This window comes from Chryseobacterium salivictor (genome assembly GCF_004359195.1).
GTDB lineage: Bacteria > Bacteroidota > Bacteroidia > Flavobacteriales > Weeksellaceae > Kaistella > Kaistella salivictor.
The window spans coordinates 3,032,818-3,053,873 of record NZ_CP037954.1; the positions used below are offsets into that span (position 1 = coordinate 3,032,818).

Genomic DNA, 21,056 nt, shown 5'->3' on the forward strand with positions numbered 1-21,056 from the left:
TTTTAAAAAGTTAATTGAAATCCTAAGGACAACGTTTTAAGGGGAGGGAGATATCCAGACGTCACCATTTCAGGATCCAGACCGAAATAATTGGTCCAGGTCAAAAGATTTTGACCTTGCACATACAAAGTTGCTTCGCGAACAAATATGCTTTGAAGTGGAATACCGTAATTCAGCTGAAGGTTTTTTAATCTGATGTAAGAAGCATCCCCAACCGCCCCTGTGCTGTTTTTAAAATTTGCTGTAAGGGCATTCGTTGCTGCATCAGTCCCTGGAGTATAGGGCATTATAATTCCAGAAGGATTGGCTGCAGACCAGACATTTAGAAATTCGACAGGTTGGTTTACAATCACACCAGGAGTGCTCATGGTTCTGATATAATTATAGGCCTCCTGTTTTACGAACTGAAACAGAAATGAGAGCTTTACCTTTTTATAGGAGATTTCATTTTGGAATCCACCAAAATATTTTGGTCCTAAATTTTTAATTGCTCGGGCGTCATCTGGAGCCGTAATTTTACCATCCCCATTATAATCTGTAAAAACATATTTGCCAGTTGCAGGGTCGATGCCCTGGTAGTCAAACAATTTTACCGCATAGATCGATTCGCCGACTGTATAAGAATTGGCATACGTAGAACCTTCCAATCCAGGGAAAGAAAGCAGTTTATTTTTGGGAACACTGATGTTAAAAGAAGCATTCCATTGGAAGTTTTCTGATTTCAAAGGAATGATGGAGGTCTCCGCTTCAAAGCCACTGTTTTCTACCGTTGCATTGAGATTAGAAAGGATAGTGCTAAAGCCAGTGGTAGCAGGTAAAGGAATCCCGACCAATTGATTAGAAGATCTGTTTCTGTACCAAGCGGCTGTTAAAGAGATGCGATTTTTTAAGAAAGCAATTTCCAGTGCGGTTTCCAGTTTGTTCGTTTTTTCCCAAGAAAAATCAGGATTGTATAAACGGGAAGGATAGAGCCCCGGAATATTATTATAAGAAGAGGAGGATAAGGTGTAGGTATCAGTAAACTGGTAATCTCCGATTGCATCACTACCTGACTGACCAAAGCTTGCCCTTAGTTTTGCAAAAGATAACCAGGAACTGTTTTTCAAAAACTGCTCTTCAGAAAGTATCCAGGCAGCACCCACCGCACCAAAATTTGCGAAACGATTATTAGCACCAAAGCGGCTTGAGCCATCTCTTCTTGCAGTTAAATTAAGTATATAACGATTTGCAAACTGGTAATTTAATCGCGAAAAAACTGCGGCATATCGGTATTGTATGGTTCTGAAATCGGAGAACGAAATGGTATTTGCTGCAGCAATATTATAGATTAATGAGTTGCTTGAAAAGCCGGTACCCCGAATGGCGGAAATTTTGGACTGACTTTCCTGGAAAGTAGATCCAAGCAGTATATTCCATTGATGGCGGCTGTATTTTTTGGTCCACGAGATTTGAGGTTCTGCTATGTAGGAAAAAACAGATCCCGTACCGCGTGAAGCAGAGGAGGTAGAGGCATTTGCCCCAGAAGGAGAGGCTGGATTAAAAACGGTGTTGGGGGTAAGAGAAAATTCTTCTATATCCTGAAAAGTGATCCCTGCATTCATTTTAAAGGCAAAATCAATCCAAGGTTGGTAGGTTACATTGAGATTTTGATTCAGGTATTTGGTTTTGTTTGAATAACTTGCATTCAATTGAGAAAGGGGATTGTTAAAGGTGTTTTTCTGCCAGTTTAAATTACCCAGGTCATCATAAAGGGATGGTGCATCCGGAGACAGACTCAATGCTTTGTTGGTATAGTCGGTATCCAGATTGTTATTGCTTGTTTCCGAAAAAGCATTCGCTAATCCCAGTGAAAACTTACGGTCTGCAGATTGATGGTTAAAATGGGTAGAAACGGTATTGGTCTTAAAATGATGATCACCGGGAAATACCGAAGTTTGATCACTATGGGAAGCGCTTACTAAAAAGCTGTTTTTTTCGGAACCACCAGATATGGAAAGTTGCACGGTAGCATTCCCGGCGGTTCTGCCAATGAGTTCTTTCTGCCAATCTGTATATCGAGTTTGATCCCATGCACCATTGATATCGTATGCATTGGCAGGGAAGGTTGTTATGCCTACATTGGCAAAAGCCTTTTTGCGCATGGCAATATATTCAGCAGTATTCATCATTTTGAGTGTAGAGGCGACTTTGCTGAAGCTTGTACTCGTGTTCAGGTTCAATCGAGCAGGTGATGATTTTCCCTTTTTCGTGGTAATTAAAATTACCCCATTTCCCCCTCTGGAACCATAAATGGCTGTTGCATCTGCATCCTTTAGAACTTCTATACTTTCAATGTCATTGGGATTGATGCTGTTGAGCGGGCTGATATTTTTTAAAGGCAGCACTCCTACAGAATAGGTAGAAGAAAGTTCACCGGAAAACGGTACGCCATCAACAACGTAAAGTGGCTGATTTCCATCGGTAGCACTGTTCAGTGGATTGCGTAAACTATTTCTGCCCCGAATCTGTACGTCATAGCCACCACCTGCGTTGCCGCTGTTCTGGGTAATGTTTACCCCAGCCATTCTCCCCTGTACTGCTGAAAGGACATTGTTTACCGGTTGATTCTGAATGTCTTTTGCGGTGATTTTCGCAATGCTGCCCGTACTTTCCTTGGCTTTCACATTGTAATATCCCGCATTGAGTACTACCTCTTCAATAGACTTTACTTTTTCTGAAAGAGATATAGTAAAAGTAGATTTCCCATCGGTACTGATTCTTCTTTCACCATATTCCGGATGTCGGAAAATAAGTACAGGATTTTCACCGGTAATCTGGAGGCTGAACGTTCCGGAGGAGGATGTGGTAGTCACTTGATTGGTTCCTTCCTGCGTGACGGTCACGCCGCTAATGGGTTTTTCACCGTTGTTGACCGTGCCCGTAGCAGTACGGGTTTGCGCCTGGACCTGCGAATGGATCGCAGAAAATACCAGACAACCGGAAACAACTCCTATGGTTGATAGGATTTTTTTCATAGTTTTGTATTGGTTTTTAATTAAGTTTAAATACTATTCATGCTCTTTCCCTAGGTCGGCAAAACTCGTGGGGAAGGGCTTTTTTGTTGGGTGTGGGATGCTCGATGCTGGGTGCCATTGGATTGTCACATCAGCACATTACCACATCAACCCATTGATTTTTCGGATCGCCTTAGGGGAAAGTGAAACACAAATGATGAAAAAGAAACTTTCCCACTAAAGACAGATCCATAAAGAGCATTGATATGAATGTGAGGAGCTCTTATGAGGTATTGTTAAAAGAGATGAGGTATGGATTCATGATAAAAGCATGAAAATTATTGTAGTAGGGGTTTTTGAAAACCCGATTTCCCGCGTAGCAATTAAGCTGCAATGGTTGTGCACACCATTGTACCGTGCATATCAAACGTCCATACTAAAAAGTTTATCTTTTGTACGGAGATTCTTGTTCATATCATAAATTTCTCATTGTTCTGCCAAATCTAGAAGAATAATGAAATAAATACAGTTGCTACTTGGAAATGCTCATTATGAATCAGAATTCTAAGCATCATTCTGTACTAATACAAAGAAAAGAATTAATATTCTTGCGAAAAAATAAAATAGGTTGACTTTTATTTGTATTAGGTTGACTTTTATTAATATATTTGCTGTAATAAAAATTATCAATTATGGAAAAAGCTGTTAGAATTGGTCCCAATATTAAATTTCTCAGAAATCTAAAGGGTCTTAAGCAAGAGGCGGTAGCTATTGAGCTTGGAATAAGCCAGGCGGAATATTCGTTAATAGAAAATTCTGATCTTATTGATGATGAAATTATTTTTCAGATTGCTAAAATACTTAATGTTACAGCTGAAGTGATAAAGGAATTCAACGAGAGTCAGGCCTTTTACAGTATTGAAAATAAAGTGGATAATACTACAATAAATGAACATGCACATGGGATCCATCAAATCTTTAGTCCGATTGAAAAAGTAGTAGAATTGTATGAACGGCTGTTAGCAAGTGAAAAAGAAAAGATAGAAATACTTAAAAGTAAAAATAACAATTAAACAACTCCGACATGACTGAAATTTTCACGAATAAAGCTAGCCTAAAAAGAGGACGAAAAATTGAACGCGTTAGGAAACTAAGAGGGTTTACGCAATCTGACTTAGCAGAAAAGCTTGGTGTTTCTAAACAAGCTGTTTCCAAGCTCGAACAATCAGAAAATATTGGCGATGAGAAATTAAATGAAGTGGCAATTGCACTGGGTGTTACTTTTGAAGGTTTACGCGATTTTACAGAAGATAAAGTACTATACAATACCAATAATTTTTATGACAATTGTGGTGTAACCGCATCAAACATAGTGGCGAATGTAGAGACCTTAAACAACCCCTTAAAGGAAACTATTGAAATGTTTGAAAGACAGTTGCAGGCAGCAAGAAAGGATTTACTAGAAATTGTTAAGAACAATATTAGCCGAAATGAATGAAGTATTCTCTCGACTAAAAAATCCGAGAGAATTTGATTTTGATATTACGAAATATAGAATTGAAGAAATCCTGACGGGAGTTGGGATTTTTTGTTTTTACGGGAAACCGTAATTGGGATTGAAAAGTTGTTTGTATTTTAGACTCTAAGAAAATGCAAATACTTTTTATAAATTTGATTTAATAATAAAGTATCACCATAGTCATACAAATACACCCTGATTTGGGTGGCTTTATATGATTTTGTCATACACATAAACGAGTTATAGCCAATTTTCAGATACGAATGGATAATAAAAAAATATCATTTTATAAATATTTCTCAATAAGCCAGAATTTATTCAATTCACTTATCAATAATGAACTATTCTTTTCTAATCCGAGAAATTTCAATGACCCTTTTGATTCTTTGCCAAGATATAAATTGTGTTCTGACGAAACAAAACTCGAAAACTTCTATTTATTCATTCAAAACCATATTAATGATAAAATAGAGGTAATCAGAAGTTTAAAAGACTTTGAGAAGAAGAAATTAGATTTTGAAAAGTTACTCGAAGTATTTTTAAAAGTGCTAAACAAATTTGATGAAAGTTACTACAGTGAAATTGGAAATTATGAATATAAATTAATAGAAATATTTACATTTTACAATAATATCGGGTACTTTCAAGAGGCTTATAAAATCAACAACATTGAACTACAAAACAAAATGTATGCTGATTATACCTTTCTTTTTATAGATATAAATAAATACGGAGTGGCATGTGGTTCTATGACGGAAACTTGTCCAGTCATGTGGGGTCATTATGGAAATAATCATTCTGGAGTCTGTTTAAAATTTGACTTTTACAATGAAAAAGAAGAACAAAACATTTGTTTTTCAAAAGAAGATAAATTAGAAATTATTGAAGTAGAATACACTAATCAACCATTAGATATCTTCAATTATAATAATGAGGAATTGAATAGCTTAATATTTACCATATTTAAAACAAAATGTGAAAAATGGGCTTATGAAAAAGAAATTAGATTGGTAAACAATTCTCAAGGCTTACTAAAAATCAATAACAAATGTATAAAGCAAATTATATTTGGTTGTAAAACAACAGCAAAAGATAGATATTCTATTCTCAAACTTATAGCTTGTTTAGGTTATAAAGTTGAAGAATTAATGATTGCCAAAATACAGCCTGATTCTTACGAATTGAAAATTGAAACAATGACAATGGAACATATAGCAGGAAGTGGAGTGTATTTGGATGAATTAAACGTAAAAAAACCATTTTAAAAACTAGCTATAACATGGGTAACCGTTGCACAACCCTTTAGTTTTCCAGTTATTCCAAAAAAACAAGATAAAACCATCTGATTGCGTGCGATTCTCGTGATATTCTGCATCATTAAATATAAGTATTTCAATTCCTTTTATTAAAATAATTTAGCTATTTTTGAAAGTAATAAAGGGAGGTTTCTTCACAGACTCTCTACATAACACCTATTGTAAATATGAGAGATGATTTTTCAAATAAAACTAAAGAAATTTTAGCTAAAAGAGTTGGGTACCTTTGCTCTAATCCGAATTGCAGAAAACATACAAGCGGACCTAACTCTGATCAGAATAAAGCTATTAATATCGGAATTGCAGCTCATATTACAGCGGCTTCAGCAGGAGGAGCACGATATGATGAAACTCTTTCATCATCTGAAAGACAAAGTATTGAAAATGGAATTTGGCTTTGTTCGAATTGTGCAAGTTTGATAGATAGAGATGAAACAGGTTTTACTGTCGACTTGATAAACAATTGGAAAGATTCTACAGAAAAGCATTTGTTTGATGCGATTATGGGAAAAACAATAAAAGGAAAATTACCTTTCCTCGAAGCAGATATGCTTTGGGATTCTATTAGTCGTAATCCAATTGGTTATAGTGAAAAAAATATTGAAGTATTTGAACAACCAATTCCTGTAGGAACGGATTTATATCAATATTGGACTTTAGAATGGAAATTAAAGTTGGTAATTTATAATAATTCAGAAGTCCCTGCGTATAATTTAGAACTTATTGAAGAAAAAGGTTCAGAATTTAGATATCTAGAAAAACTTGGAAAAATTAATAATATTAAACCATTCGATAATATTGAGCTGGAAGCAATTTATGAGAGAGAATTTCACGGCACCTCAAGTGAGGCTGATGAAGAGCTTACATCAATTCCTAAAGATTTTACGGATAAAGTTCTTTTACTAAAGTATTTTAACGACGATAGAGATGAACTAATAACTCAAGTAAATTTTGATACAGATCGACTGATTAACAAAAAAATATAAAGAACGTCGCATAACATTGGTAACCGTTGCACAACCCCTGATTTTCGATGTATTCCAAAGAAAATTGATAAAATAAACCTCTTTAAAACGATTTAACGGAGGTTTTTGTTTTTGCCGGCTAAAGTTTGCGGATTTTCGGGTTGCTTAGAAGCATGCGAATTAACCCTAATTGAAAAGGCTATTAATAAGAGACCGGATGAACTTTTCGAAGAGCTTTACTGAAAACTGGAAGACAATAATAAATAATGAACTTATATTTGAAAAAAACTAGTTAATAACCGGAATGTATTCGATACAAGGTATTGGATATATTTGAGAGTTAGTGGCAATTTCATAGAACCCGACAAATCATAACAAAAATAAAATAAATGACAGAAAAAATAAATTTTGATTTTATAGAATTTATAGAATCAAAAGGTTTTAAACAAATAAATAATAACAACTTCGAATATATTTTAGAGAATTCCTTCCCTCTTCAATTAATTTTCGAAAATAATGAGTATGTCATTCCATTTACACCAGAAATACAATTTATAACTAAAATACCGACCGATAAAGAAACTGCTGAAAAATCTTTTAAGAATATTCAGGAAATTTTAGAGATTAAATTCAAAAAATAAATTCTATCGCAAAAAATATACTTTTAATTCTAACTATAACCTTATTAGTATGTAACAAACCACCAACAAAGATATTCTAATGGAAAATAAAGAATTTAAAAAAAATGAACTGCAAGATTTCATTATACAGGAAGGAGATGAATTAAGAAAAAGTTTAATCGATAAACTTTTTAATTTGAATACTCTATTAAGCGCTACTTTTTTAGTTTTATTTCAATTAGATATAAAATCTTTTAACGTTATTAAAATATTAAATATTCTTCCTTTCTGTACAGTTATATTAATTCTACTTTATCAACTTTATGGTTTAAGAATATTGGGTTCAGCATATTATAAATTAGAAAAATGGAAAAAAGGAGATATGAATTCGTTGAAAAAAATGAATGAAAATAATCTATATATAATTTTAATCGCTATAATATTAACATTAATCGAAATTGGCTATTTATTTTTTATATTCCTGAATTAATTTGAGAAAAAACGTCGCACAATAACTAAGCTTTCGTTTTGTCTGCAAGGCAAGAAATGAAAGCTAGGTTTAATAAAAAGGATTCAAAAACAAAATACTAAATTTGATTTGACTAATGAAGATCTTAATTTTATAACTAATTGATTTTCAATAACAAAAAGAAACGTTAGTCAGAATACTAAAACCGAAAAAAAATGACACATCGATTTAGAGATGACGAAGATAAATTTATAGTAGAAGAATCAAAAGAGAATTTTGAAACTTGGACTTCAAAAGATTTTATTTCTTCAGAAATTAGAGAATCTATAAAATCAGCATCAATCCTTATAGTTCCAACAATAGGATTTAGAGAACCAAATGAACTTACATTTCCAATTGGCACAGAAGATTTTTTTCAATACATAAAAGAAAATCTGCCAGAAAATTTCACAATCGATTTTTGTATAAATGATGATGATTATCAAGAATTAGCTTTATATAGCAATTACAGAAGACTTGGTAATTTTTTAGTAACTACAGTGGCTTTAAGTGTCTTTTTAAATTTATTATCATCTTATATCTATGATAAAGCTATAAAAGAGGATGAAAGTAAACCGCCTATCCAAATAATTAATATCGATAACTCAAAACATCAAACAATAATAAACTCTACAGAAGAAACCAAGCTTCCGAAAAAATTTTTAGAAGCACCAAAAGTAAAGTTTAGCATTACCGTAGTCGATAGAAATGGAACTTCAAAAGATTTCCATTATGAAGGTCCAGCAAAAGATGTAAAGAATATAACGGAAGAAATAAAAAAATTATGGGATAATGAATCTAAATGATGTCAAACAAAAACTTTTAGAATTAGGTTCGGTAACTTTTGATTATGAAAAATTTCTAAATGAAGTTATAAACTTAAAAAAACAAGTTGTATCAGTCGGAAATGAAGATGAAGGTAAGCAACTTTGGGTTATTGAACAGATAATTGAAATTCATTTAGAATTTAACAATGTCTTCAAACTACTAAAAAGAAAGCAATATAATGACGCTTGGTGCAAACTTGAACGTATAGAAATTACATTCCATTCTTTGAAAAGACATTTTTCATTTAACAAAACTGAATATAAACTTTACTTTATTGAAAAGTCTGTTAGAAATTTACAAGTGATTTTTCCTTACAAGCTTTTCTCAAGTATGGAAATTCTTGAGAAAGAAAAGAAATGTAGCATTTGCGATGAAATTCTTAAATTTCGTTCTCCTTGTGGACATAAAATTGGAGAAATTTATGGAGGAGAAATATGTTGCAGAGTAATCACAAAGTTTGACCTTTTAGGTATTGCATTAGTAGAAAATCCAGTAAATAAATATTCTGTACTTTTTGATAAAGACGGAGACCAATATAATTATGATGTTATTATAACTCTAATAAATTCATTACCAAATGCTTATCATCCTTGGGAATTAATAATACAAAATAAATATCATCCACACATTAATTTTAATAATATCAAAAATGAAGATGCTTGTCCTTGCGGTTCTGGAATTGATTATATTGAGTGCTGTAAAAAAGAAAAAGGTGTAAAACATTTACATTATAGATTTATAGTTAAAGACCAAAAAAGCAGAAAACAAACCAATATAAGTAAATAGAAAAAAAAGAGATAAGTACTACTGCTAACAAGGCAGAGGACTGATATGTTAGTGAAGACTATTAATCTTTAAAGGTATTTCTAGTTCACCTCTGTCTTGTTTATTTAAAGGTATTAATTTTATGATTGTAAAGTAAAGAAGGGTTTTGCGTCAGGCGGGCTGAAGTGCAAAATTCAAGTGTAGTTTTTCAATTGAACTTTAATAATAAATTGAACTTTTGTGCTTCGATTTTCCGCCCGAACGCAAAGCCCAGAAACGTCAGGCTGTGAAAAAACCCAGCTTTCCAATAATTCTCAAAGAAAATTGTCCTTTCACAGCTCAATAAACTCGTTTTAAGAAGGACTATTTTTTAGGCGGCAACTGTTAATCTATTTTCCAAAGGGGCTAAAATAAACGCAAAACACGTCACTCTAAAAACAAAACAAGCTTTCGCTTTGTAAGGTGACTTCCAGTTTTTCAATTTTGCAATTAATTCCGGAACTCCCAGAATATTTATCGTGCGTTTGATGTTGTACACCAACATGATTAAACTGTGTTCGCCATTTACTTTTTCTAATCCCGTTAAATTCGTGTGATTATAACCCCATTGTCTTTTGATGGTGCCGAAGATATGTTCATTGATTTCTTGTCGCTTTCGATATAATTGACCATTTTCTCGATAACGCTGATTGTTTTCTTCCACCGCACCCGCATATTGACTTCTCTCAATCTCCCTTCCATCCTTTCTACTCGTACAAAGCGATTTTACCGGACATTCTTTGCAGGATGGAGTTCGATATTTTTTGAAGTCGTAACTGTCGCGTTCTCGTGTCTTTTTGTGCCATTTTCCAGTAGTTCTTAACATTTCTCCTTGTGGACATTGGTACGTGTCGGCCTCTTCATTGTAAGTAAAATTGGCCACTAAATAATCTTTCGTGGTCCCGTTTTCATTTGAGTTGACCAAAGTTGGATATGCAACAATAGTTCTGATGTTTTCTTCTTTGCATTTCGTGATCTCCCGACCATTGTGATAACCTTTGTCCACCAAAGCAGTGAAGGTTTCAACGCCCAAATTCTTCTTAGTTTCAATTGCAATTCTACTCAAAGCATTACGGTCATTGCGATTGATGGTGTGGGTAGCAACAACCAGATTATATTGAGCATCCACAGCTGCCTGATATTATAACTTACTTCTACCACCTGTCCCTGAACCAATAGTGCTCTGGAATCTTCATCAGTAGTACTAATTTGAGGTTCACCGCTCGCTTTTAATTTTTCATCTAAGACTTCATAGCGAACTTTATTCTTCTTCAAACGCTCTATTTTTTCCTGAATATTGGTAATCTTCTCGCTGTTTTCCGCATCATCATTCTGAGCCAGTTCATCCAGATACTGTTGTGTTTTTTCTTCAATGTAAGCCAAGTGTTTATCTATTTTTCTTTGATTAAAATTGGCTTTCTTGCTATTGTGGGCTCTGCTTTTAGTACCATCAAAGGCAATCGTTTCTCCTGCAATCAAATCGGTATCTTTCAGAAAAGCAACGAAAACTTTAAACAGCTTTTTTAAGCCGGAAGGATTATTTTTTCTAAAATCAGAAATGCTGTGGTAATTAGGTACCAGTCCAAACAAAAGCCATTGCAGTTCAATATTGCGAACACATTCTTTTTCGAGCGTGCGTGAGCTTCTAAGTCCATTGAGATAACCATATAAATATATTTTGAGAAATGTTTGCGTATTTGAAACTTGGTCGACCCTCCATTTTTAGCGTTTGCAGTTCAAAACCTAATGCTTTTAAATTGATATTCTCCACAAAAGCATCGATAAAGCGAACCGAATTATCTTCAGAAATCCTTTCTTCAAAACTCGTGAAAATCATTTGATTGCGGGCTATCCCAGTGATGTGTTGCATTATTAAATATACGAATTTTCTCCCGTATTATTAAAATAATTTAGCTATTTTTGAAAGTAATAAACGGAGGTTTTTTCACAGACTGACGTTAGCGGAAATAATTTCACAACACATCTACCATAATGACTAACTATTTAAATATAATATTTAATCCACAAATTAGATATGAAAAAATATTCGAAGTAATGAGAGACCGAAGAAAAGGTGGGTTATCTCATGAAATTTATGAGGAATTTATAGATTCAATAAAATCATTACCTCCACTTCATTTAATTCAACAATCAGATTTTTTAATTTTTGAAAAATTTAAATTATCTGATATTTCTGAAACGGATCATCAGAATTTGATAAAAGAAGTGATGCGTCGTGGAATTTTAGACAGTAAAAAATGTTGGCATCCAGACGCAAATACAGATACATGTAATCTTGATGAAAATGGAAATATTGTAATTAGTGCAGCTCATTCTCTTCAAAATAATGGTATATTAAGTACGATTGCTGAACATGGACATGTAATGAGCTATGCTTTTGACAAAAGTGAAATTGAAGGTAGTAGATTAGGCAGAAATTTAGCTTCAATTTTCTGGGGATTTTGCAATAAACATGACGCAATATTTTATCCAATCGAAACTAATCCATATAATAATACAGCTGAACAAAATTTTTTGTTTGCATACAGGGCTTTTGTAGTATCTTCACATAAAAAATTGGAAGTATCAACTTGGATTAACTACGGTGAACAATCAGAAAATGATATTCTTCAAAATAAAAAAATATTTGATGATGCCATTTTAAATAAAAATTATTCTGTAATAAAAACTGAAGTTATAGAATTAGAGTTATTCTATCCAATAGCGGTATCATCGTCATTTTATTTAGATTATGATTTTAATGGTAATTTAATTCCACATTCAGATGATAGAATGGAAGATATTTATATAACACTTTTCCCTACTGCAAATAATAAAACACTATTTTTGGTTAGTTATTTCGAGCAAGATTCACACTTATACAAAAATTTAGTTACTCAATTAAAAGAACGAGATAATTTAAAGTCAGATATTTCTATACTAATTGCAGCACATACTGAAAACGTTTATTTCAATCCAATATATTATAAAACATTTATTGACCAGCATAGTGAAGATATTCTAAAACTGATACACGAAACTCAATTTGATTTCGCTAGAATCGATGAAAATGGAAATGTTACAAACAATATATCGCTAACACCAAATAATTACTTAAACAATATTTATAATGTCAATTTTTTTGGATATTAATTATTACTTCCGCTAATAACTAAGCTTTAGTTTTGTCTGAAAGACAAGAAATGAAAGCCCGCTGTGGCACTATTAGAATTCGGCAATCTCTCCAGTGTATTTTGAATGTGCGATGTTTAAGGATGCAATGGGTGGGAATACCTATTATTTTAATGCCAGTAAGTAATGATAGTCGGATAATATTGGCAAATGATACAAAAATAACTTAGTATTCGTTTCTTGCAATTTTTGTATCTTCGAATATTATTGTATTAGTAACCATTGCGATAAATTTGTAATTGAAAATAGATGAATAGAATTGATATTAAAGGATATAAATCAATTAAAGATTTAAGTTTAAATTTAGAACCTATTAATATTTTAATAGGTTCTAATGGTAGTGGTAAAAGTAATTTTCTATCTTTTTTTGACTTTATAAAGCAGATTTATAATCAAAATCTTCAAGAATTTGTTGCTTTGAAAGGAATTGATACATTTTTACATAAGGGAGATAAAATTACTGAAGAGATATCAACTAAATTATACTTTCCAAATACAAATGCTTATTCATTTACAATTAAAAAAGGAGAATCTTCATTTATTTTCATCAAAGAAGGAATGTGGTATGGTTATAATCCTTATATAAATAATCCAATTGATATTGCTTCATTTTCAAATGAATCTAGACTTCGTTTTCAGACAAAGCCGAGATCCAATTATATAAGAAATTATATTAATGAATTAATGCATTATCATTTTCATGATACTGGAGAAAATTCCCCTTTTAATAAAGAGTCTAATATTGAGAATGATATTTTTATTCTCTACGAAAAGGGTGGAAATTTGGCTGCATTCCTATATAACATCAAAAAAACTACTCCAATTGTATATAATTTAATAGTTAAAACGGTACAAAGCATTGCACCCTATTTTTTAGATTTTTTTTTATTACCAGACCCGAATGGAAATATAAAATTAAGATGGCAAAGTAAACATAGCTCAACAATATACGGTGTTAACAACTTATCTGATGGTACGATACGTTTTATTGCACTATCAACTTTATTTTTACAACCGGATTTACCGGATACTATTATAATTGATGAGCCGGAGTTAGGTTTGCATCCAACTGCTATTGCAAAATTAGCTGGTCTAATTAAATCAATTTCTTCAAAAAACACACAGGTAATTATCGCAACGCAGTCAACTGATTTAATTAGTCACTTTGAAGCAGAAGATATCATTACTGTTGATCAAGTTAATGGAGAAAGTAGATTTGAAAGACTTGATTCTGAAACCTTGAAATTTTGGTTAGAGGATTATACTATTGATGATCTATGGAAAAGGAATATAATATCAACAGGACAGCCCAATTTTTAATATGAAAAGAATTATTATTATTTGTGAGGGACCGACTGAACAATCCTTTGTGAAAACGAATTTGGTTGTTCCTTTTATTCATAAGGATATTTTTCTACAAAGTCCTCTGATAAAAGCGTCGCGAGGAGGTATTGTAAAATGGGGTCGTTTAAAAGAACAAATTGAAATGCATCTTAAATCTGATACGGAAGCATACGTAACAACTTTCATTGATTATTACGGATTATATTCTAAATATGAATTTCCAGGATGGGAAGATGCTCAAAAAATTCCAGATCAAAATTTAAGAATGGATGAGTTAGAAAAACATATGCTATTAAGTATAAATCCTGATTTACAAAACAGATTTATTCCATATATGCAATTACATGAATTTGAAGGCTTATTATTTTATAATATTGATATTTTCAAAGAACAAATTCCTGAAAATGATTTGGTAGGTATTGAAGAATTAAGAAAAATATTCAGAGATTATACAAATCCTGAAATGATAAACAATGCAAGGGAAACTTCGCCCTCACATCGATTACGAAGAATAATATCTGGTTATAATAAAATCGTTTATGGCGATATATTATCAGAAGCAATTGGAATAGAAAGAATTAGAACTAAAGCTCCTCGTTTTAATAAATGGATTTCTATATTAGAATCTATATAATAAAATATTCAATATTCTCCTTGATCTCCGAAGTCTCTGACTTTGGAGTATTTTTAGAAAATCTTGACGAGAGTCGGAATTTTCGCTTTTTCTTTTACTTCCCAATTTCTTCATAATACCGATCAGCGCATTGCTCTAATACTTCTTTTGTTTGGGTTAATTCATTTCGCAGTTCAGCTACCAAAATAACGAGTAATAGGATGATTATTGTGGCGATGATGTTGTAGATTTTAGGGTTTTGATTGATAATGCTGGTAATGTATTTAAGAAAGAATAAAAATGTAAACATTTTACTTTCTAGAAAATGCCGATATAGGTGACGAAAAACGAGAAGTTAGACTTATAATTAGTAACCTAAAAAAAGAGAAATCTAAAAAATTGAGATAAAACTGTAGATAATTTGTAATTTTATGACAATTAATAATTTTCAAAACTCCAAAAACAGCTCTAAAAAAACATTTTTTTAGAGCGATTTAAAAGAGGTTTGGGAAAATTTTTAATCCTGACTAAAGTAATTGCCTATATTTGAAAGCTAACTGTATTAAAATCGAACTATGACAATAACAAATGAGATTTCAAAAAAATGGCAAAAGGAAAAATAGACACTAATTCAGGAGTACAAGCTAGTGTTGGTTTTGACTTTCAAAGAAACACTTGCATTTACGTGTTTCTAGACAACTACATTGGTTGGAAAAACCAAGAATACTTTATTATGCTTGAACATTATGATGATATTGTATTTGGCTTTTTAAATACAAATGGAGAACTCTCTCAAGTTACTACATACCAAGCAAAAAAATCATCTACAGTTTGGACAACAAACAAGGTTTATGAAATAATTCAAAAAATAAGCAATTCAGGAATCGAAATGTTTAAAGACAATATTAGTAAATCGGGTAATTACAAGCAATCACAACATTTTATTTCTAATAATACAATTGCACTTGATTACAAATGTTCAACTGAAAAAAAGACTAAAAAAGTTTATGTCAATGAAACCAACGAATCTGTTACTTATACTTCATTAGATGTTGACTGTCAAAATTCATTAAAGAAAGGCAATTCAGATATAAAATTTGATAGCGAACAAATAGAGCATTTTAAGAATTTAAATTTCACTTACATTGACCTAGGAAGAAATACAAAATCTCAATTAGAGCTTTTAAGGGGTAAATTTGAAACAGTTTTTGGCAAGTCAATTATCGACCATACCGCTGCAAGAGATACACTTATTTTTCATCTAAAAGAAATAGAAAGCACCTATAATCAAGGCGATATTCCAAAATTCAGCGACAAACACAAAAGACTTGAATCTGCAAAAATTGACATCATTTTAAATATTTTAACCACAAAAAACTTAGCGTTAGATTTTTGCAGAAAAAAGGCTGAAAAAATTTGTGAGGAACTATCAATTAATGTCTTTGATGCAATGTCCTTTGAACTTGACTTTGAAAACAGTTTAGACGAATTTAAAGATTTGAAGCAAGGAGAACACCAAAAAATCATCCGATTTATTGAAAGCAAAAAGAGTATATTCTGGAATTTCACTAATGATGTTCTTTGTATTAAAGAATTATACGGCTTATTTCTAAAGGAACAAAACTCAACTTTAAATTCATTACAATTAAAAGCATCAATGGCAGCGGCTTACTTTTTAATACTTAATCAGAAATGAAAACATACTTAACCATAAACAAAATATTTGTGCATAGTGAAGCAAACAGCAAGAGTTTTTTTACAGACTTTGGCAAAAAACTTAATGTTATTTACGGAGCAAACACGTCTGGTAAAAGCACACTTATACAGTTAATTTTATTCACTTTTGGTATTAATGACAATAAGACAAAGCTTACAAAAATTCTATCTGAAAAGATTCTAACAAGACTTGACATCACAATTAAGAAAGGTGGCGAAAACACTGAATATACCTTTGTCAGAAAAGACGAAACTATTTATATCAAAGATTCCGAAACAAATAAAGTAACAACCTTTAACGGAATAAGTGGCAATAATTCAGTAGAACATTACAAGCTAAAAGCATTCTTCAATGATTTATTAAACTTTGATTTATTACTCGAAACTAAAATAGGAATATCAAAAGCACCAATTGAGACTATATTTTTGCCATATTATGTTTCTCAAGATGTAGGCTGGGTTTATCTAAGAAAATCATTTAGTAATTTAGACTTTTATAAAAATTTTAAAGAGGATTTTTTAGATTATTATTTAGGTATTACAAGACTTGAAGACAAAGAAAAGAGAAAAGCAATCGAGAACGAACTAAATGAAAAAATTCAGAGATATAATTTCTATATGAACTTTGAAAAAAACGATTCAATAATCGAAACCTCTAAGTTAATTGATGATTCATTCAAAGGTAAAGGGCAAGAATTTATTAATGAAATTACGGAACGTAAGAAAAATTTATTACAATTTGAAAATCAATTTGTGAAAAAATCCAATTCACTTACTTATAATAATCAAAGAATTTCCGTAATTTCTAAAGTAGGCAGAAACCACGCTCATCAATTTCCTGGTAAAGACAACTGTCCTATTTGTCAACAAACTCTTCCAATTGACACTAAACAAATCTACGAGTATTATCAAGAGGAAAATGACACAATAAAAATTAAAGAACAAATTCAATCCGAAAACAAAAAAATACAATCAGAATTAAATTCATTAGAAAATAAAATACAACAATTAAGAGGACAATTAGCAAACGACTACCATAAACACATTATATATTCCAACAACAATGTAACACTTGATGAATGGATAAAAACTCAAGCAAACATTAAATTGGAAAGTTCGATTAATGAAAATATCGGTAAGTTAGCAAAAGAAATTTCCGACCTAAAAGAAAAATTAAAAGCGTTCAAAGACGATGATGATATTCAAAGCGAAAGAATGACTAAGAATAAAAAGTTTAAGGAATATTATAATTTAAACAATATAAAACTTGATGTGCCAAGATTAGACGATAATCGATTTAATTATATTTATGATTTATCAAGTTTCCCCTTTCAAGGTGTCGAACTTCATTTAGCTGTTTTAAGTTATCATTTTTCATTTAATAAAATAATCAACGAGACAGACAGTATCCATAGGCTACCATTAATTTTGGACAGTATATTTAAAGAAGATTTGGACGGTAACAGCAAAGAAAAAATATTAGATTTTATTTGCAATAATCAACCCAATGATACTCAAACAATAATATCTGTAGCAGACAATAAATCAAAAGACCCTAAGATTGACTACTATAATGAAAAGTTTTTCAATACAGAAACCAAGTTAATTTGTATTGGAAATTCAATAGATAAAGAATCAATATTAAAGCAACACGACAAACAGTTGGACGAAATATTAAATAACACTTTTGAAATAATGGAGTATGTATAAATGTATTATATTCATAATTAAATTTCCATTTTTGCAGTGACCTATGATAAAAAACGTACATCTTACTTTCCAAGTCATAAATCGTTTTATTTAAATCCCCTATTATCTCTTTTAAATGAGCATAATCCGGCTGTAATCTTCCCCAAAAATAGGATCATTTAAAAATATAGTTTTTAAATTTGAAAGACTATGAAAAACAGTAAATTTTCAGAAGTTCAGATCATCAAGATATTATCTGAACAAAATCAGGGAAAAACGGTAAATGAGATTTGCCGGGAGCATGGAATTAGCCAGCCAACCTTTTACAAGTGGAAGAGCAAATATGGTGGATTGGATGTTCAGCAACTTTCAAAAATGAAAGAGATGGAAAAGCAACTTTCGCAATATAAAAAGATCGTAGCTGAGCAAACTTTGGAGATTGTCGTCTTAAAAGATGTGATCGAAAAAAAGCTCTAACGCCTTGTGAGAAGCGTGAGTTGGTGGATTATTCGAAAGAAATCCATAACATGAGTTTGCGCAAGGCGTGCAAAGTGTTCAGTTTAAGAAGTTCAGTTTATTATTATCGTCAGGTATTTAAAAGTTCAGATGATGAAATCCGTGCAGAACTTATTTTACTTGCAGATTCTAATCAAACGTGGGGCTTTTGGATGATGCACAATCGGTTGAAAAACTTAGGCTTTGGATGGAATCACAAAAGGGTTTATCGGATTTATAAGTCGATGAGATTAAATTTGCGAAGTAAAAGGAAAAAGCGGCTTCCAGCACGGATAAAACAACCACTGGTTCGCCCCATCTATCCGAACGTTACTTGGAGCATGGATTTTATGCACGACAGTTTGGAAAATGGCAAAAGCGTGAGAACCCTTAATATCATTGACGATTTTAACAGAGAGATTTTAAACATCACTATTGACAGCAGCTTGCCCTCTGCAAAAGTAATCTCGCAATTGGAACAATTAATTGAATGGCGGGGAAAACCTGAAAAAATAAGAGTGGACAACGGACCGGAATTTATTGCAGAAAAAATGAAAGATTATTGCAACAAAGAGAATATCGAACTAGCCTTCATTCAACCAGGGAAACCTACACAAAACTCATTGATTGAGAGATTTAACAGAACATTCCGGACAGAGTTTTTAAGTGTTTACCTCTTTGAGAACATCAAACAAATGAGAAATTATGCAGAAATATGGATGTGGATGTACAATAATGAGAGACCGCATAGTGCGTTACAATACCTTACACCACGGGATTTTTTATTGAAATATGGAAAACTCAATCAAAATAGCGCAAATGAGTTTCCCACATTCCAACAAAATTTCAACAACGACAACAATAAAATATTAACAAAAAACTCTACTTTTGAGTGTGCCTAAACAAGGGAAGATTACACGGCATCAAAAGTTTATAATCTTTGGGTAAAGCCCCGATCGTATAACGATATTAAATCTTAATCTTGTCTTGAAAGTTTATGATCAATCTTCTTAATTTCTTGTTTTAATTCTAAAAATAGACCTCGAACATTTTGCCCAGAAAATTCATCAGCATCAAACTCTTCAGTATTGATACTGCAGGCAAATTCCCAAATTTCTTTAATTTCAATCAAAGGTATTTTTAGGGGTTCATAAAAGTTATTATCCGACTTTACACAGATGAAATTGCCTTCATGAAATTGAAACCTTTTATAAATAATTCCATCATTTATCGTGATAAAAACATAGGTTTTATCGGTTTTTAGGTCAGCTAAATTTTCAACATATTTCCCAACAATATAAGTTCCTTCTTTATACGGCGGCATTGAATCACCACTTGCCGGAAACGCGCGATATTTTCCGTTTCTAAGAAATGGTAAAGAAATGGTTTGCAAACTTTCGATATAATCAGGATCACTGTAACCGTTCAGGTAACCCATCGAAGCTTTTTGCGGAATAATTTCAATTTGATTATTGCCCGAAGTGTCCACCGTTATCGGTACTAAAATACGATTATCAGGAAGATTAAGCATTTCTTCTAAAGGATATTTTCTAATATCTACCCCAACCAAAAGATCAATACTTACACTGAAATACTTTGAAATTCTCATTAAAATTTCTATCGGTGGTTCGGAGCTTCCGTCCTCATATTTTGCATAACGACCTCGTGTAATAAAAAGAGTGTCCGCAATTTTTTGTTGGGAGAATTTTTGCTTCGATCTCAAAAAGCGCATGTTATCGGATAAAATTGACATTGTTACAATTTGTAGCAACAAATATAATAAAAATTGATACAAATAGTGGTAATTTTGTAAAATGAATCGTGCAATTGTACATATGGATTTAGATACCTTCTTTGTTTCTTGTGAAAGACTGAAAAATGCTGAGTTGGAGAAATTACCCGTGATTATCGGAGGCGGAGACCTTGGTGTAGTGGCATCCTGCTCTTATGAAGCAAGGTATTTTGGCGTTCGAAGTGCGATGCCGATTAAATTGGCATTAAGATTATGCCCGACGCAAAAGTGATCAAAGGCGATATGGAACATTCCAATATGTCCCATTTAGTCACTGAGGTTATTCAGGAAAAAGCACCGGTAAGCGACAAGTGAAAATACTTGCCTATCTGATTTCCAGAAAACATGTTCCCACAAAAGAGGAACGATGTTCTTTGGAACATGTATCGATGCCGAAGGTGAATATTTTGACACGGCTCATTTTCCGAATTGTCTGGAGCAATATCCTTTTCAAGGTGGTGGATGTTATCTGTTGTTGGGTAGCGTAGAAGTAGATTTTCATTTTCCGACCATTACCATTCATAAAATGGCAAAAATGCCTTTTATACCCGATCACAATATTCGATGGACAAAGAAAAATCTTTAGAAACCGCAAGAAATTTACATGAAGATTTAAGTATGACCCATAGAAAACCTTATCCCCAAGAGAACTAAATTGGATT

The 21,056-nt window shown here is 32.1% G+C and carries 21 protein-coding genes and 2 pseudogenes; 17 read left to right on the forward strand and 6 right to left on the reverse strand.

The window, feature by feature from the left end:
• Positions 1-2 precede the first annotated feature (2 nt).
• Entirely contained in the window at positions 3-3,014 is a 3,012-nt protein-coding gene (locus NBC122_RS13800) for a SusC/RagA family TonB-linked outer membrane protein (RefSeq protein WP_133440929.1), read from the reverse strand.
• Between the two features lie 671 nt (positions 3,015-3,685).
• Between NBC122_RS13800 and NBC122_RS13805 the strand changes: the two genes are divergently transcribed.
• The 8 genes from NBC122_RS13805 to NBC122_RS13840 all read left to right on the forward strand — a co-directional run bounded on the left by NBC122_RS13805 (position 3,686) and on the right by NBC122_RS13840 (position 9,535).
• Positions 3,686-4,066, forward strand: a complete 381-nt coding sequence (locus NBC122_RS13805; RefSeq protein WP_133440930.1) for a helix-turn-helix domain-containing protein — start codon at positions 3,686-3,688, stop codon at positions 4,064-4,066.
• 11 nt (positions 4,067-4,077) lie between these two features.
• Complete coding sequence (locus NBC122_RS13810) at positions 4,078-4,491, forward strand: helix-turn-helix domain-containing protein (protein ID WP_133440931.1); 414 nt, start codon at positions 4,078-4,080, stop codon at positions 4,489-4,491.
• A 284-nt stretch (positions 4,492-4,775) separates the two neighbouring features.
• Positions 4,776-5,777, forward strand: a complete 1,002-nt coding sequence (locus NBC122_RS13815) for a DUF2971 domain-containing protein (protein WP_133440932.1) — start codon at positions 4,776-4,778, stop codon at positions 5,775-5,777.
• A 218-nt stretch (positions 5,778-5,995) separates the two neighbouring features.
• Positions 5,996-6,814 (forward strand): hypothetical protein, encoded by an 819-nt coding sequence (locus tag NBC122_RS13820; RefSeq protein ID WP_133440933.1) that lies wholly within the window; start codon positions 5,996-5,998, stop codon positions 6,812-6,814.
• Positions 6,815-7,182: 368 nt separating this feature from the next.
• The gene (locus NBC122_RS13825) at positions 7,183-7,434 is read left to right on the forward strand and encodes a hypothetical protein (RefSeq protein ID WP_133440934.1); all 252 of its coding nucleotides are present in this window, start codon (positions 7,183-7,185) and stop codon (positions 7,432-7,434) included.
• 79 nt (positions 7,435-7,513) lie between these two features.
• Positions 7,514-7,903 carry a hypothetical protein gene (locus NBC122_RS13830; protein ID WP_133440935.1) on the forward strand — a complete coding sequence of 130 codons (390 nt, stop codon included), beginning with the start codon at positions 7,514-7,516 and terminating at the stop codon, positions 7,901-7,903.
• Between the two features lie 194 nt (positions 7,904-8,097).
• A complete protein-coding gene (locus tag NBC122_RS13835; RefSeq protein WP_133440936.1) occupies positions 8,098-8,727 on the forward strand; it encodes a hypothetical protein in 630 nt (209 codons plus the stop codon).
• Positions 8,714-9,535 carry a zinc chelation protein SecC gene (locus tag NBC122_RS13840; RefSeq protein ID WP_133440937.1) on the forward strand — a complete coding sequence of 274 codons (822 nt, stop codon included), beginning with the start codon at positions 8,714-8,716 and terminating at the stop codon, positions 9,533-9,535. The genes NBC122_RS13835 and NBC122_RS13840 overlap by 14 nt, the downstream gene beginning before the upstream one ends.
• A gap of 349 nt (positions 9,536-9,884) precedes the next feature.
• On the opposite strand, the gene NBC122_RS14625 is transcribed toward NBC122_RS13840, so the two are convergent.
• From NBC122_RS14625 to NBC122_RS14635, 3 genes are read right to left on the reverse strand one after another with little or no spacing between them, the layout of a single operon-like run.
• Positions 9,885-10,682: a transposase gene (locus tag NBC122_RS14625; protein ID WP_246012396.1), complete on the reverse strand. Its 798-nt coding sequence runs from the start codon at positions 10,680-10,682 to the stop codon at positions 9,885-9,887.
• The gene (locus tag NBC122_RS14630) at positions 10,616-11,230 is read right to left on the reverse strand and encodes a transposase (protein WP_246012500.1); all 615 of its coding nucleotides are present in this window, start codon (positions 11,228-11,230) and stop codon (positions 10,616-10,618) included. The genes NBC122_RS14625 and NBC122_RS14630 overlap by 67 nt, the downstream gene beginning before the upstream one ends.
• A complete protein-coding gene (locus NBC122_RS14635; protein WP_246012397.1) occupies positions 11,199-11,423 on the reverse strand; it encodes a hypothetical protein in 225 nt (74 codons plus the stop codon). Before NBC122_RS14635 ends, NBC122_RS14630 begins: the two co-directional genes overlap by 32 nt.
• Positions 11,424-11,545: 122 nt before the next feature.
• Between NBC122_RS14635 and NBC122_RS13850 the strand changes: the two genes are divergently transcribed.
• The 3 genes from NBC122_RS13850 to NBC122_RS13860 all read left to right on the forward strand — a co-directional run bounded on the left by NBC122_RS13850 (position 11,546) and on the right by NBC122_RS13860 (position 14,723).
• Positions 11,546-12,706, forward strand: coding sequence for a hypothetical protein (locus NBC122_RS13850; RefSeq protein ID WP_133440938.1), 1,161 nt, complete (start codon positions 11,546-11,548; stop codon positions 12,704-12,706).
• 288 nt (positions 12,707-12,994) lie between these two features.
• On the forward strand, positions 12,995-14,065 hold the full coding sequence (locus tag NBC122_RS13855; protein ID WP_133440939.1) for an AAA family ATPase: 1,071 nt from the start codon (positions 12,995-12,997) through the stop codon (positions 14,063-14,065).
• Position 14,066: 1 nt separating this feature from the next.
• Entirely contained in the window at positions 14,067-14,723 is a 657-nt protein-coding gene (locus tag NBC122_RS13860) for a DUF4276 family protein (protein WP_133440940.1), read from the forward strand.
• A gap of 94 nt (positions 14,724-14,817) precedes the next feature.
• Here the strand turns inward: NBC122_RS13860 and NBC122_RS13865 are convergent, their stop codons facing one another.
• Positions 14,818-15,012 (reverse strand): hypothetical protein, encoded by a 195-nt coding sequence (locus NBC122_RS13865; RefSeq protein WP_133440941.1) that lies wholly within the window; start codon positions 15,010-15,012, stop codon positions 14,818-14,820.
• A gap of 294 nt (positions 15,013-15,306) precedes the next feature.
• Between NBC122_RS13865 and NBC122_RS13870 the strand changes: the two genes are divergently transcribed.
• From NBC122_RS13870 to NBC122_RS13885, 4 genes are all read left to right on the forward strand, one after another.
• Positions 15,307-16,398: a hypothetical protein gene (locus NBC122_RS13870; RefSeq protein ID WP_133440942.1), complete on the forward strand. Its 1,092-nt coding sequence runs from the start codon at positions 15,307-15,309 to the stop codon at positions 16,396-16,398.
• Complete coding sequence (locus NBC122_RS13875) at positions 16,395-18,128, forward strand: AAA family ATPase (RefSeq protein WP_133440943.1); 1,734 nt, start codon at positions 16,395-16,397, stop codon at positions 18,126-18,128. Before NBC122_RS13870 ends, NBC122_RS13875 begins: the two co-directional genes overlap by 4 nt.
• Before the next feature lie 189 nt (positions 18,129-18,317).
• A complete protein-coding gene (locus NBC122_RS13880; protein WP_133439681.1) occupies positions 18,318-18,584 on the forward strand; it encodes a transposase in 267 nt (88 codons plus the stop codon).
• Between the two features lie 23 nt (positions 18,585-18,607).
• Positions 18,608-19,504 carry an IS3 family transposase gene (locus tag NBC122_RS13885; protein WP_246012384.1) on the forward strand — a complete coding sequence of 299 codons (897 nt, stop codon included), beginning with the start codon at positions 18,608-18,610 and terminating at the stop codon, positions 19,502-19,504.
• A 74-nt stretch (positions 19,505-19,578) separates the two neighbouring features.
• Here the strand turns inward: NBC122_RS13885 and NBC122_RS13890 are convergent, their stop codons facing one another.
• Positions 19,579-20,355 carry an XRE family transcriptional regulator gene (locus NBC122_RS13890; protein WP_133440944.1) on the reverse strand — a complete coding sequence of 259 codons (777 nt, stop codon included), beginning with the start codon at positions 20,353-20,355 and terminating at the stop codon, positions 19,579-19,581.
• 61 nt (positions 20,356-20,416) lie between these two features.
• On the opposite strand from NBC122_RS13890, the pseudogene NBC122_RS13895 reads away from it, so the two are divergent.
• Positions 20,417-20,706, forward strand: a pseudogene (locus NBC122_RS13895) (Y-family DNA polymerase); the annotation flags it as partial.
• Positions 20,697-21,048, forward strand: a pseudogene (locus tag NBC122_RS13900) (DNA polymerase III subunit alpha); the annotation flags it as partial. The pseudogenes NBC122_RS13895 and NBC122_RS13900, both read left to right, overlap by 10 nt.
• Positions 21,049-21,056: the final 8 nt, after the last annotated feature.